The following is a 13,564-nucleotide window of genomic DNA, read 5'->3' as shown; positions in this document are numbered from 1 at the left end:
AAAGCATATCTCTAAAGTCATAAAAATACTTTATTAAAAGAATAATTCATAACGCTTTCAGAGTAATTGTTTGGGCAGAGGCAACTAGGAGACTGGAAGTTTTTTGAGTGAAAACCTCGATTTACTAGAGAAAATATTTGTAGATACTTTCGCAAGTAGGAACTGAGAATACACCTGGGAGTGTTGAATCAGCTTACTTACACCAATTCGCTTTTTGAGTCCACAGTGGACGATTTTCCGAAATTGCGATCGTCAAAAGCCGTTTTTTTCCTGATGTCGGCGCTGGGCAAACAGATGATGCTCGTACTCCCACTTTTAAGTAAGTTACGTGCAGTGTGCAGTTGTGCCAACTCGCTAACGCAGTTCCTTCGACCTAAGAGTACAAGTCGCCATAGCCAATATAAATCACCTGCAAAGGCAAACCCCCCACAGTTCTGGACTTTGTACTGGCTCCCCAACCCACTGCTAACGGCTCAGACTGCTGTCCATCTTGCATTTGCGGGGGTGAGCGTCTCCCTTGCCCTTTAAATTGCTGCAAGATTGAAGCATCCGGGGTTTTGTGTATTGCAACTAAATCCCCATTCAGAGCGTGAAAAAAGGCATTAGGTTGAAATTTTAGCAAAAGTTATCCATTTATTTTGACAAACTGATGATTTAGACGACTTGATCTGTTTCTAATGAGTTCAAGTGATAATACCAGATCGGTGATCCCTAAATTTATCAGTTGTCAAGAAAAATATTTAACTCCAAATTTTTAAATTAGCCACTCAAAAGAGCTTCGACAAACTCATAGCTAGAAAAGGGGCGGAGGTCTTCAATTCCTTCGCCAGCACCAATAAACCGAATGGGTAAACCTAGCTGTTGCACAACGGCAAGGGCAACGCCGCCTTTGGCTGTACCATCAAGCTTAGTTAAAACAACGCCACTGAGTTGGGCAGCCTGGGAGAAAACTTCGGCTTGCCGTAGTCCATTTTGCCCTAACGTGGCATCTAGAACTAAAAGAGATTCTACTTTGGCATTTGGGGCTTTTTTGTCGATAATTCGCCGGATTTTGCTAAGTTCGTCCATTAAATTTTTCTTGTTTTGCAGTCGCCCAGCTGTATCTACCAGAAGTAATTCGGTTTGACGCGCTTGGGCGGCTGCGATCGCATCAAATACAACTGCTGCCGGATCTGTATTCTTTCCCGGATTGGAAATTACTTCCACACCGCTTCTACTACCCCAAACCTTCACCTGTTCCACGGCGGCGGCGCGGAAGGTGTCTGCTGCCCCAATCAAGCATTTATAGCCAGATTTTTGTCCCAGGTGGGCAATTTTGCCGATGGTGGTGGTTTTACCGGCACCATTCACCCCAGTGATTAACCAAATATTCAAGGTTTCTTTTTCTAGGGTAAAGGTAGCTTTGTGGGATGCTTTACTTGGTGCATCCAGCATATCCCGGAGGATTTTTTTCAGGTAAGCGATCGCTTCTTCAGGTGCGGTAACTTCTTCTCGAAGTTTTGTTTGTAGGGCATTGATAATAAAGTCTGTCGCCTCTACACCCACATCAGCTTGCAGGAGCAATGCCTCAATTTCTGTTACAGCAGCTTGGTTTAGCGGCCCTTGACCAACGATCGCCTTCAGTTGGTTAAGAATGCTACGACGAGTTTTGTCTAACCCTTGCCGGAGCTTTTTCAGCCAGGTAATTTCTTCAATAGAAACGTCTTCTGCACTTCTACCTTGAGCGGCTAAAACTTTCGCCGACCAGACAAACCCATCATCAAATACCAGTCCCGAAATTTCCTCTCCCGTCTCTGAAGTTGCAGCTACTGGCTGTACTACCTCCGATGGAACTTCAATAGCGGTGGCCATTAGTTGTTCCAGCTTGGCTTGCCGTTCTGCCGCCGCCCGTTCTAAGAAGGATAGTGCTGTTGGCTGTGTTGCCTCTGGCGTAGCTACTGGTTCGGTAGGCGTTGGTTCAGCTTCATTTGCCGTGAGTTCTGGGCTTTTGACATCTTGATCGGCAATTGCTGCTACTGAGGAATCTTTTGTACTTTCTTCTTCAGTAGCAGCTTGAATAACTTCTGCCTGTGATGTTTCTACGGTTGTACTAACAGGTTCCTCAATTGCTTCTGGTTCGGTAATTTCCGCAATTGCCGTTTCTACGGGTTCAGGTTGTGCTGATGCTATTGAGGCATCTGCTGAATCAGCCGGGGTTTCTACTACCTCGGCTTGTTGTTTTTGCTGAATATTTTTGTAAGCAGCTTTAGCAAACGCTAACAAGTCTGTCGTTGTGTCTGGATCAGTTTTAGCAGTTGGTGTTAACGTTTCGGCTGGCTCTGGCTGAGGTTCTTGTGCAGGAGGAGTTTCTTCCTGTTTATTATCAGAGGGAGTGTCAGAGGAATCGTTATATTTACGACGGAACCAATTAAAAACCATTTCAGCAGTATTAGTTATATGAGTTTAATAGTTATAAGTTATGAGTTTAATTTAACTTGGGGCATCCGGCATCCCTTCGGCTTACCTCGGCTCCGGCTCCATGTCCGCTTTTTCGAGATGCTCGGCACGAGTCGCTCAGGGTAAGTGGGCATTGGGCAATAATCAATAGTTCTTCTCCCCCTGCTTCCCCTGCTCCCCCTGCTTCCCCTGCTTCCCCTGCTCCCTCACTTTGGCAAGTAAAAAAGGCTATGCTGTCTTTTTCTGCTCAGTGAATCGGCGCAAAACACCGTTAATAAACCGATGACCATCGTCTCCACTGTAGCGTTTGGCTAGCTCCACAGCTTCGTTGATGGCGATACTATCTGGAACTCCTAAGAACTTCATTTCAGCCACAGCGATTTGCAAGATATCGCGGTCAATTTGGGCGAGGCGATTTACTTGCCAATCTACTAAGGCAGTAGAAAGGAGTTCATCTATAATTTGTCGATTTTCGTTGACGGTAATTACAAGCTCTTTAGCGTAATTACGGACTCCCTTATCCTGATTAGCTAACTGAATCAATACTGGGAAATCAATTGCCGTACCTAACTGATTGATTGCTGTCTGGGTGCAGGCGATCGCTTCTTGAAGCATTGTCCTGGCACTATTGAGGTCGGAAGCCCGAGTTTGGCTACTTAAAAGGCGATCGTTACTGCGTTGCAATTCACCTGCGGCATTATCGAGGGTATCTTGCACTTCTGAAGTCAGTGTGCGTACTGCTCCTAGCACCAACTTGGATACTAGTTGATCGTCTTCCAACTTATCTAATTTCTTTGGGTTGACTGGCAATTGGCTAAGGCTTAAAAGCGCCAATTCACGAGCAATTTGCTGGGGTTTACGAGGTTGCATAAAACTGAGGGGTGATTGGCTGGAACTGATTAACTAGACGAGACAAACTTGTAATTATATCAACTTTGGTACAGTCAAACAACATTACCCTAAGAAGGTACTAGTACCGCAAAGCCCAGTACCCAGTTCCTAGTCCCCAATAAAGAGTCCCCAATTTAACTTTCTTCAACGGGAATAACCTGCTGCTTGATTTCGTTATGTTGCACTTCTGTGGATTTGGGGAAAACTAAGGGCGTATTGGGGGCGACAATGCCACCTGATACAACTATTTTAAAGGCGTCTTCAATCGACATGGAGAGGTTTACCACCTCATCTTCAGGAACTACTGCGTACCATCCGGTAGTCGGATTGGGGGTAGTGGGTATAAAAACACTTAGCACGGGGCGAGGCATCTGGGCTTGGATATCACTGCTGATTGCACCAGTAACAAAGGCGATCGCCCAAATTCCTCGGCGGGGATACTCTACCAAAATTACCCGGCGAAACTTGCCATTAGAATCTTTTAGGATTGTTTCTAAAAGCTGCTTGAGGGTTTTGTATACCTGTCCCGCTAAGGGAATTGCCTGTAATAATCGTTCACCAAAATCTAACAACCACCGCCCAGCAATATTGCGAGCCATCAAGCCCATCAATAAAATACTTAGTAGTGGTACAGCCAACCCTACTAATAAATTCAGTAAATTTACTAAAATTGGGTTTAACCCATCAAAGGGATTCAGTTGTTTGGGAATTTGGGTGAGGAAGTTGATTACCCAAGTAGCAATGGTAATCGTTAGCCAGATAGTAGTTGCTAGGGGAATTACTACCAACAAACCAGCGATCAGGTCGTTTTTTAAGTCCTGTTTTAGGCGATCGATTACCAAGCCCCGATTCTCCTGTTTTAAGCTAGAGGAACTTTTGTTATTGGTATTCATACCAGCAGATTGTCAAACTCCGAAGACTTTAACTTTAGGCAGTTTCTACCGCAAGTAACTGTCCAAAACGCTAGCAGCTTGACTGCTGACGCCAAAACACGTACTTGTTGCTGGAAATCAGCTATTTTCCTACAAGCATACACATAGACATTAACCAATCTGATGCCGACTGGTTATTTTTAAGGGATATTATTTTTCTTTTTGACACTCCCACGCCTTCAAACCGTGGGATTCTTGGTTCATCGAGCCGACTTATCTCAATTTGTTTCCAAGTCTAGAAATAGCGATCGCTGCTTCAAATTTTAGACCACATCAGCCTGTGTCGTTTCCGAATCCGCGCACTGTAACTGTTGTGTACTCTCCTCTACCTGAATTGCTGTTGCGTCTAAATTAGGTTTTGGTAGATACTTCATTTCCCAGACTTTGAGCAAAATCAGATATTCGTAAAATGCCTGCAATGTACACCAAGCAAATCCGGCGCGTCCATCTAAACAACCGCCTAAAATAAAATACATATATATAAACCTTAGCAACGGTCTGGCGGGTAAACGCAAAGACAAATCTTTCAAGGCGCGGCGTTTTTCGATTTCCGATTTGCCAAAGAATAAATCTTGCCAGTTAACCTTTCCCTGTTCTAATTGATATAGCGTTTCTTGAGCTTCGTCTGTAGAATAACGGTTATGCTTGTCAATCCAGCGACTCAAACCTTTGCTAGAAGTGTAGTGTGGGTAGGTCTCTTTTAAAAAGCTAGTTGCACCCTCACAAACTTCCCGTTCAGTATGACCGTAGTCTGTAAACCAGACCTTACCGTGGCAAAAGAGGCGCATTTGGTAACGGGGATACTGTGTGCTGTAACGAATCCAATGATTCATGAACATGACACGTTCAGCCACGTAGTAACCGATGTAGTCAGGACTCTGACTTGCCTTTTCGCATTCCGCGAAAAGTTCTGGTGTCATGCGCTCGTCAGCTTCAAGGATGTAAACCCATTCGTACTTCGGGGGGATAGACTCTAACATCCAGGTGCGTTGGCGGCCGTGGCTTTCAAAAGCGTGTTGAATGACGCGAATGGGATAGCGACTAGCGATTTCTACGGTGCGATCGCTACTGCATGAATCCACAACAATAATGTCATCCGATAGCATCGCCGATTCGATACAAGCAGCAATATCTAACTCTTCGTTATATGTCAGTATGTAAATTGAGAACATTACCCAAGTTTTATAGCGATTTTATTAAGTGATAATTGTCTTTTTATTCTTATTAGCTATTAGGCGCATGGCAGTATCAGCCGTGAATAATTTTTGGATACCTTTTACTGCCATGCCAATAATAGATTAGCGTGCAGCTGCTCTAGGTTTACTACCTTGTACAGCACCCCTACCTCTTAAGCCTGTCCAACCGATGATAATGTAACCAATCGACAACAGCAAACTGCTAATCCCAATCCGCAGTCCAGACTTCCAAGCAGTATCTTTAGCTTGTTTCTCGGCTTCGTCTCTGCGCTGGCGAACTTGGCTCACTTGTTGAGTTCGCAGCGTCTGAATATCTGTTTGTTGTTCAATAGCTTTGTCAAGTAATTGAGGATTTGTTTTAGCCTTCGTCAGCAAATCTTTGATATTTGCGGGAATTTGAGAGCTTTCAAGCGCTTGCTTATATTTTTGATCGTCTTTGAGGATTTCACTAAACTGAGCTTTGGTTTGGGCTCGCAGTTGATCTAGTTGAGCTTTTCCTTGCTCAGTATTGAGTTGTGCTTGCAATTGCGAGAACCTATTGTTGAGTTGAGTTTCTGCCTGATCTGCTTCTTGGCCAATGCGGTTAAGTGTTTGAGCCTTAGCTTGATTTACGTTATTAAGGTGCAAAGGAAAAATCAGCAAGAACATCAACCCTAAAATACTTGAGATGATGACGGCGGGAAATCTTAAATCGATCCCTTGGGGGCGATCGCTTGCTGCATCAGCACTATCAATCCAATAGGCAGCAAACAGCAGCCCCAAACCGACTAGAGGCACAATTCCGCGATCAACTAGCGCTGTTGCCAAGTTGATTTGCCATACCCGATCAGTCGGTTGAAAAGGTAACAACAGAATCAAAAAGTCAACGAAAAAGGACAAAATGCAAATTATTCCAACTACCTTAAGTGTGAGGGCAGTACTCACGGAAGTAAAACGGTTGACCATAGTTTTTTGAACTGGCGGTGAATACGAGTGATTTTCATATTTAAAGCTACTTGAATATTGTGCCTATGACCGTGACTGTTGTATAGAAACACAAAGCAGATTCAATATTGGTAAAGGCTATCTGCCTCTTGGTTTTCAACTAGGCCAGAGTAACATTTGTTATGTACAGTGTCTTCAGGAAATTCTTGGTGTTTTAAAATACGAAGCTAATGCGGCACTGGGGACTACAGCTTATTGATTACCTCAGATAAGTAGGTAGACAAGATAAAACCAAACTATGTAACGAAAAGTAGAATCTCTCTATTTGGCTCGTAGTTGCGCTTTAGCGCTAAAGCGCAACTACGAGCCAGTAATGATTATTTGCGCCCACTTACTTATTGCACCCAAGCGGCTGGAAGTCCCAGCTACACAGACAAAATCCGCCTATGCGGGTTTCAAGTCCTTCATTTTACATTAGTTTGCGCCAGTAATTGCCTTAGTTTGTAGACCTATGATTTGTAATCGCCAAGGCTAAGTGCAATATCTAAGTTACTATCTCCCTCATCTCCCTCATCCTCCCACCTTTCCCCCAACGGCTTGTTCCCAAATCGGTAGATCCTCCGGTCGGTCAACATCAGCTAAAGGTGACAAGTTCACATGAGATAAATTAAGTTTCTGGGCAATGTCCACGGTTTTCTGGAATACTTGAGCAGTTCCCCACTCGATGTTAACGAATAACTCCGGGATGGGTTGGCGCAAGCCAATTAAGTAATATCCACCGTCGATCGCAGGGCCAAGTACTAAATCAAAGGTGTGTAACTTCTCAAAGGCTGTCTCTAGAATCTGGGCATTGACTCCAGGACAATCTGTACCGATGATAATTACTTTAGTGGCATCAGATTCAAAAGCCTCGAAAAGCGATCGCGCCATCCGCGAACCTAAATCCCCTTCACCTTGAGACTGGTAAACCAAATCCAACCCCAGCCAGTCTTGCATAAGTTGCAAATCGCCACCTGCAAATCTCACTTCCACAGATATGGCAATGGCTTTTTGCAATTCTTGAACCTGAAATATTGTATGTTCAGTCATTTCCCGTTGAAGATTGGCAGCACCAACACTTCCCAAAGCAGGTATCAGTCTGGTTTTAGTCTTCCCTGGTTCTGGATAGCGAGTAAAAATAATCAGGTGCTGTTTTGAGCTTATTGGTAAGTTCAGCACACAATACCTTATTTGAATAACCTAAAAATATCTTAATAGCAATACTTATCGTTTTCGGGTGTGGCGTGGTCTTTTTCCATTCGCATTGCCCCTAAAATCGTAGAAACAACAACACAACGTTTAGCTTTACCACCATACTTGCTTGATAGTGTTATCCGTCCTAGTGGCGGTTGTCTGACATTACCTCTGTGATCAAATTGGATTTGTCTGATGCCATTTGACTCTGAGAGGGTTGTTTCCTCATCTAAGCGCACATTAGAATTTAGATTATTCCAGTTAGCCTCAGATGGGTTTAGTGTAGCAGGATGAACCGCCCATTGAAGAATACTGTTTTGTTCACGAAAGCTGGCTTGCCAAGTCAATTTTTCCTTACTAGCTTGGCTTTGAGCTTGGCGCATAGCATAATAAACATCGTTTTGGGCAGTGTTGAGGTGGCGAGTCTGCACAAAACCTAGCCAGTTGGCTATTGCCAGGGTGCCTAATACACCAATTAATAAAACAACTACTAAAGTTTCTAGTAGGGTAAAACCACTATTGGAGTCTTTATTCAAGAGATTTTTGGAATTAACTAGAAACAGTAACTGCACCCGGATATCCATTTTTGTCTTCTAATCGCTTTTTAACTACCCAGCCCTTGAACAATGTTTCAGTTTCTGGCCTTTTTACTTCGCCGTGGTTAGTAATATTGTCTAGCAACGTAGGCACTATAAAGATTATGAAAATTTTCAGTGAAAGTTTTAAGGTGAAATTTATATTTTGAAGTCTTGAAGGGTCATAAAAAAAATACTTCCACAAAAATATAGCAGCTGCTAGACCTTTTTTTTTGTTAAACGGCTTTTGTAGCGCTTTACAGGTCAAGTATTTGTATAAATTTGCTAGGCTTATATTCCAATTATGTTTTAGTGTCGAACGCGCAGCAGCGTGTCGTAAAGAGTGCCTTTCTTTGTAAGCTCTCTTGAGTACTTGCAAGCAGCATTTTTCCTGTCTGACAAGATTAGAAGAAACGGAATTAACACTGATGCGATATAATATTTGTACAGATGGCACACATATAAAATCAAACTTAGAAGCTAATCGCAGCCACATATCCCAATCCTGAGCCGCACTTAGAGATTCGTCAAAGCCACCTAATTTAATTAAAGCTTTTCTACAAATTAAAGGATTAGAACCATTTTCTAGAAAGTTATTTAGTAATAAATTTTCATAAACATTTCCATTTAGATTAATGCGCTTACCTGAAAGTGTAAATTTACCATTTGCGTCAATATAATCAGTCCAACTGTAAGCAACTTTTGCAGTAATATTTTCTTGCAGAGCCTTTAACTGAGAATTCAGTTTATCAGGTGTCCAAAGATCATCTGCATCTAAGAAACTAACAAATTCTCCAACTGCAAGATTTAGTCCTCGGTTACGGCTGACGTTACCGCCAGCATGAGGGTAAGAAAATACTTTTATTCGTGACTCTTTGATTTCTGCAATAACTTCTATTGTTGAGTCTTGCGAACCATCATTAATTATAATTAATTCTAGGTCAAAAAAAGTTTGATTTAAAACAGATTTAATTGTATGACTAATAGTGTTTTCACTATTATAGGCAGGTATAATTACAGAAATTTTTGGTAACCTTTGGCTGGATTTAATCATAACTATAAAGCCATTTTATTTTTTAGTACTCTGCCTAAATTACATTTTAAGTAGTAAAAAGGACTCATCATACTAGCCAAATAAAACTCCATCTCAAAAACTGGAATTAGATTATTTTTAAATTGCCCTCTATACTGAATGAGATGTTGTAATACTCGGCGTAAATTTCCTAAGACAGTTTTTACAAAAATTATCGGTTTTTGCCACTTTTTAGTATTTATCAAACGTAGCTGGAAAATACACAACCCACAGCCGCGTGCCAAAGTTAGGAGGTAATCTTTCTCAAGTCGCCAATGTGGTATTTGATGATAAGTATGCATGGTAGGGTTATACCAAATTTGCCAGCCTGCATAATGTATATAAAGTAATGGTTCATAGTCATCACCCTGCACCAAAATACCAGGTAACTTACCACTTAAATTAGGTCGTTGTGGTACATTTTCAAGCCATGCTTTTTTCCTGACAACAAGCGCTGCACCAGGAGGAAGCCTTAATTTGTCTGCATCAAATAAATATGGATTTGAGCCATGTTCTCTGATAGCTAAAAAAGCTTGAATTTTTTCAAAATTATCTGGCGGCTTTACTTCAAAATCACCATGAATTTGTCCACTCCAAGCACCTGCTTCAGGATGCTGCAATCCAAAGCTATATGCTTCTGATAGCCAATCAGGTACAGGTAAATTATCATCATCTAAAAAAGCAATTAGCTGCCCTCTGGCTTCATGCACTGCCCGCAGTCGGGCAAAAGCTGCTCCCTGTTCGGTCTCTAAAAAATATCTTAAATGGCAGTTTCCTTGATATATTTTCTGGTAATTCTGGATAATTTCAAATGTGTTATCAGAACTATTGTTATCAACAATAATAATTTCCCAGCTAAGTTGTTCTACTCCTGTCTGGCTTAAGAGTTTATCTAAAATTTTAGGTAAGCGAGTTGCCCCATTATATGCAGGAATGGCTACGCTAATATCTAAACTTTCAACTGCTAATTCAGTCATACATCATACCTAATATATTGATAATTTATTTTTTAAAATATCCATTTTTCCAAAGATAAAAAGGGCTAATGAAACTACTTAAAAAAAGTTCCATTTCGCAAGCAACTACCAAATCTTGCTTTAGCTTAGTTCGATATTTGAGTAAGTGTAAAATTATTTTACGCAGGTCATTTATCATATAACTTAAAAGAGCAACTGGTCTATACACATGTTTTATATTTACCATTCTAGTTACATAACGGCTAAGTCCAATACCTCTAAAAAAGGGAATTAAATAGTCTTTTTGTAACCGGAAGCCTGGGATTTTATGAAAAACTTCCATTTCCGGGTTATACCAAACCTCCCATCCTGATTTTTGGATATAAGACAACATTTCTAAATCTTCACTGGTCAGCATATTGCCTTTAACTCTACCGGTTAAAATAGACTTATCTGGTACACTTTTAACCCAAGCTTGTTTACGGACAACAAGTCCAGCAGATGGGGGTAGTAATTTTTTAGCTGCTTCATATAATAGCGGTAAATTACCTCGCTCTGTAATTGCCAAAAATGGAGCAATTCGCTGAAAGTTTTCTGGTGGTTCTACTTCCCAGTCAGGGTGAATTTGACTCCCATAAGCTCCCGCCTTTGGATATTTTTCACCAAAAGTATAAGCTGCGGATACCCAATTTGATACTGGGTAGTTGTCATCATCTAGAAAACCGATGAATTTACCTTTAGCTTCTGCAACTGCCTTTTTTCTGGCATAAGCTGCTCCCTGTTGCGCTTCAAAGCAATACTTTAAAGGGTAAGGACACCGCCAATTTTGTTGAGTTTTTTGAACAAGTTTAGCTGTATTATCAGTGCTGTTGTTGTCTACAACTATAATTTCCCAAGATAAATTTTCGGTGTGAAGTTGGCTTTGTAGCCGTTCTAGTAGTTCAGGCAAACGACTTTCACCGTTATAAGTTGGAATAGCTACAGTAAAGTCAAGGTTTTCAGTCATTTGACAAAAGGAATATTTTGACTAGGACGCTTTTATTTGCTCAACCAATGGCTAAGTTATCAGCGACTCTTAAATAAATCTATCAAACATTAAAACTGCACCTGATATTTTAATTTTGCGATCAATGTGCAGTTTTATATACAGTATTATTACGTATCTTTATAAAAAATTACTATAAAAACGACTTAATCGCAGTTGGGGGAGCCTTTTGCTGCGATCATTGAGCCTAAAAGAGTTTTCACAATAACGCATCGCTTTAGGCTACTAGCCAATGTAGAATTTGTAGAGCTTGGTAGTGCTACCACTATTTTTAACCCAGGTGGCTCTGTTGAAGGCGCTATAGGTGTTCCAAAGTTTGGAGGTGGTAAAGTCAAAGCCCCCATATAGTCAAAGGTAATTTTGGTTGGCGTACTTGAAGGAGGGTAAGATACAGTAGAATTGGCAGTGTTTTCGCCACTGAGATTTGCACCTAAGAGTAATATATTAGAGCTAACGCCTATATCCGCCCCTAAAGGTTTCCATGTAGGGCTTCCAGTATTGGTATTATAAACAGCAACCTCTACATTTTGGGTTGTAGGATTTTTCTGAAAGCTGACAGTGTAGCTAAGTTTTTTGTTTTTAGCTTCGCGCTGTGCTTCTTGCAGTGCGGCTAAAACAGCATCGTTAGCCTTATTTACCTTCTGTCTATTTACAAAAGCAAACCAACTAGGAGTTGCGATCGCACTTAAAACTCCGATCATCACCACTACTGTAAGCACTTCAATTAAGCTAAAACCAGCATCCTGTTGAGAATGAAGCCGCTTTTTGATGTTTTGATTACACATCCTAGTGTGGAATAACTTGAAAGTTAGGTTGCCCATAATGCCCCATCATTAGTTGTGCTGTGTATTATCAAGGTTTATTTTGTAAATAAATATCCACGTCCCTGCACGCGGACATTTGCAGTTGGAAAGTAAGTTTGGTTATTTGGAGAGTAATCAAAATTGCTAGTTTGCAACCGAGCTAGTGCATTGCCTCGTAAAAACACCTGTGCTGTCGTGTTGGCAACATCAACGCAAGTATAAAAGCCCATAAAATTAGCTGAGTTAAGCGTTCCAATGGGGCAAGTAGGAAGTGTCGAACCAATAGAGGTTTGATCGATATAATCAATTAGTACTACAGGTTGTTGAGTGTAAGCTGTTGAGGCTGTTTTCCATGAATTCATTTTCTGACCTAGACCTGCGGCACTTGGTAAATTCAGGTTAAAACGCTGAAAACCTGGATTGGGACAGTGGCTGGTGTCAGTATACGTATCATTGGGATAGTCAGTACCACAATTACCAGTAGTACCAGTAGTAGTACCACTAGCAGCAAGAACTCCATCGTTAATTTCAAATCTGGCAATACGAGCCGCATTTGACCAAGTAGTACTACTATCTTTGATTAAATAGTAGGCAACTAGGGAGTAAACAAAAGTGTCATCTGTTGTGTTTGTTGTAGTGCTACTAGAAAGTGTAATCGCACCTGTGAGAAACTTGCGTTTCCAAAACACGAGAATTGGTTTACAAGTAACAGTAGTATTAGAAGAATCACAAATACCAGCTTTTTTAACAGGGGGTATTTGGTCTTGAATTCCTGAGCTTGCTGGGACAGTGTTTGAATTGGTAGTCAGTGCATTTTGATCGTATATGTAGACAGCTTGTTGTAAATCATTGGCAATATAATCAATTGCTGTCTGGATTTCCTGTTCAGAATTTGCCTTTGCTTGCTCCTTCTGATCTGTAGTGAGAATATTAACCATAAATCCTAGCAGTGGTGTAAGCACGAGGAATGCCAGCAATAAGGCTACCAAAAGTTCTATCAGGGTAAAACCATTAACTTGCTGAACCAATTTAGAGTGTTTCAGCTGAATGCTGAGAAGAAATTTGAGTACATTCTTCATAACTACGGTTTGTCTCTTATTGATAGAAATAGATATAGCGGATGGTCGTGTACAGTTATAAGTAAGTCGGCGCAAATAATCATCACTGGTTTGTAGTTGCGCTTTAGCGCTAAAACGCAACTAAGAGCCAAATACAAAGATTTTACTTTTCGTTACATAGTTTGCTTTTTTCTCGCCGACCTACTTACTATGTATTCACAAGGTTAACGATTACAGTTAACTAAGTAAGTGGGCGTGAAGAACTAAAGGTTTGTAATAAGGGCTTGAAGCCCTTGACAACTTTACAGGACTTACGCTTTCAAGGTAGTGAAAGCCCTGATTTCCCGTAGGGGCAATTTATGAATTGCCCCTACATTTCGTACCTAATGCGTAAGTCCTACTTTATATAGAGCGATAAATCGCTCACTACCAACAAAAGTTTA

At 41.2% G+C, this 13,564-nt stretch carries 13 protein-coding genes; all 13 read right to left on the bottom strand.

Annotated elements, in window-relative coordinates:
* Positions 1–373: 373 nt before the first annotated feature.
* Positions 374–622: a hypothetical protein gene (locus V7K73_RS07155; protein WP_334878467.1), complete on the bottom strand. Its 249-nt coding sequence runs from the start codon at positions 620–622 to the stop codon at positions 374–376.
* Between the two features lie 137 nt (positions 623–759).
* Positions 760–2,418 carry a signal recognition particle-docking protein FtsY gene (gene ftsY / locus V7K73_RS07150; RefSeq protein ID WP_334878465.1) on the bottom strand — a complete coding sequence of 553 codons (1,659 nt, stop codon included), beginning with the start codon at positions 2,416–2,418 and terminating at the stop codon, positions 760–762.
* Positions 2,419–2,664: 246 nt separating this feature from the next.
* Complete coding sequence (gene nusB / locus V7K73_RS07145; protein WP_334878463.1) at positions 2,665–3,306, bottom strand: transcription antitermination factor NusB; 642 nt, start codon at positions 3,304–3,306, stop codon at positions 2,665–2,667.
* Positions 3,307–3,461: 155 nt separating this feature from the next.
* Positions 3,462–4,220: a DUF502 domain-containing protein gene (locus V7K73_RS07140; protein WP_334878461.1), complete on the bottom strand. Its 759-nt coding sequence runs from the start codon at positions 4,218–4,220 to the stop codon at positions 3,462–3,464.
* A 302-nt stretch (positions 4,221–4,522) separates the two neighbouring features.
* The gene (locus tag V7K73_RS07135) at positions 4,523–5,431 is read right to left on the bottom strand and encodes a glycosyltransferase family 2 protein (RefSeq protein ID WP_334878459.1); all 909 of its coding nucleotides are present in this window, start codon (positions 5,429–5,431) and stop codon (positions 4,523–4,525) included.
* Positions 5,432–5,557: 126 nt separating this feature from the next.
* Positions 5,558–6,400, bottom strand: a complete 843-nt coding sequence (hpsJ-B, locus tag V7K73_RS07130; protein WP_334878457.1) for a hormogonium polysaccharide biosynthesis protein HpsJ — start codon at positions 6,398–6,400, stop codon at positions 5,558–5,560.
* A 549-nt stretch (positions 6,401–6,949) separates the two neighbouring features.
* Complete coding sequence (locus V7K73_RS07125; RefSeq protein WP_334878455.1) at positions 6,950–7,597, bottom strand: TIGR04282 family arsenosugar biosynthesis glycosyltransferase; 648 nt, start codon at positions 7,595–7,597, stop codon at positions 6,950–6,952.
* A 32-nt stretch (positions 7,598–7,629) separates the two neighbouring features.
* On the bottom strand, positions 7,630–8,196 hold the full coding sequence (locus V7K73_RS07120; RefSeq protein WP_334878454.1) for a prepilin-type N-terminal cleavage/methylation domain-containing protein: 567 nt from the start codon (positions 8,194–8,196) through the stop codon (positions 7,630–7,632).
* Complete coding sequence (locus tag V7K73_RS07115; RefSeq protein WP_334878453.1) at positions 8,162–9,241, bottom strand: glycosyltransferase; 1,080 nt, start codon at positions 9,239–9,241, stop codon at positions 8,162–8,164. Before V7K73_RS07115 ends, V7K73_RS07120 begins: the two co-directional genes overlap by 35 nt.
* 2 nt (positions 9,242–9,243) lie before the next feature.
* Positions 9,244–10,236 carry a hormogonium polysaccharide biosynthesis glycosyltransferase HpsE gene (gene hpsE / locus V7K73_RS07110; RefSeq protein WP_334878451.1) on the bottom strand — a complete coding sequence of 331 codons (993 nt, stop codon included), beginning with the start codon at positions 10,234–10,236 and terminating at the stop codon, positions 9,244–9,246.
* Between the two features lie 25 nt (positions 10,237–10,261).
* Positions 10,262–11,221, bottom strand: coding sequence for a hormogonium polysaccharide biosynthesis glycosyltransferase HpsE (gene hpsE / locus V7K73_RS07105; RefSeq protein WP_334878449.1), 960 nt, complete (start codon positions 11,219–11,221; stop codon positions 10,262–10,264).
* 185 nt (positions 11,222–11,406) lie between these two features.
* Positions 11,407–12,081, bottom strand: a complete 675-nt coding sequence (locus tag V7K73_RS07100) for a pilus assembly FimT family protein (protein ID WP_334878447.1) — start codon at positions 12,079–12,081, stop codon at positions 11,407–11,409.
* Positions 12,082–12,119: 38 nt separating this feature from the next.
* Positions 12,120–13,142, bottom strand: coding sequence for a hormogonium polysaccharide secretion pseudopilin HpsC (gene hpsC / locus V7K73_RS07095; protein WP_334878445.1), 1,023 nt, complete (start codon positions 13,140–13,142; stop codon positions 12,120–12,122).
* Positions 13,143–13,564: the final 422 nt, after the last annotated feature.

Origin of the sequence: Nostoc sp. (assembly GCF_036916975.1) — a bacterium.
In the GTDB taxonomy this organism is placed as follows: domain Bacteria; phylum Cyanobacteriota; class Cyanobacteriia; order Cyanobacteriales; family Nostocaceae; genus Nostoc.
The sequence above is the reverse complement of the archived record's forward strand: the minus strand, read 5'-3'. Positions and strand labels throughout refer to the sequence as shown.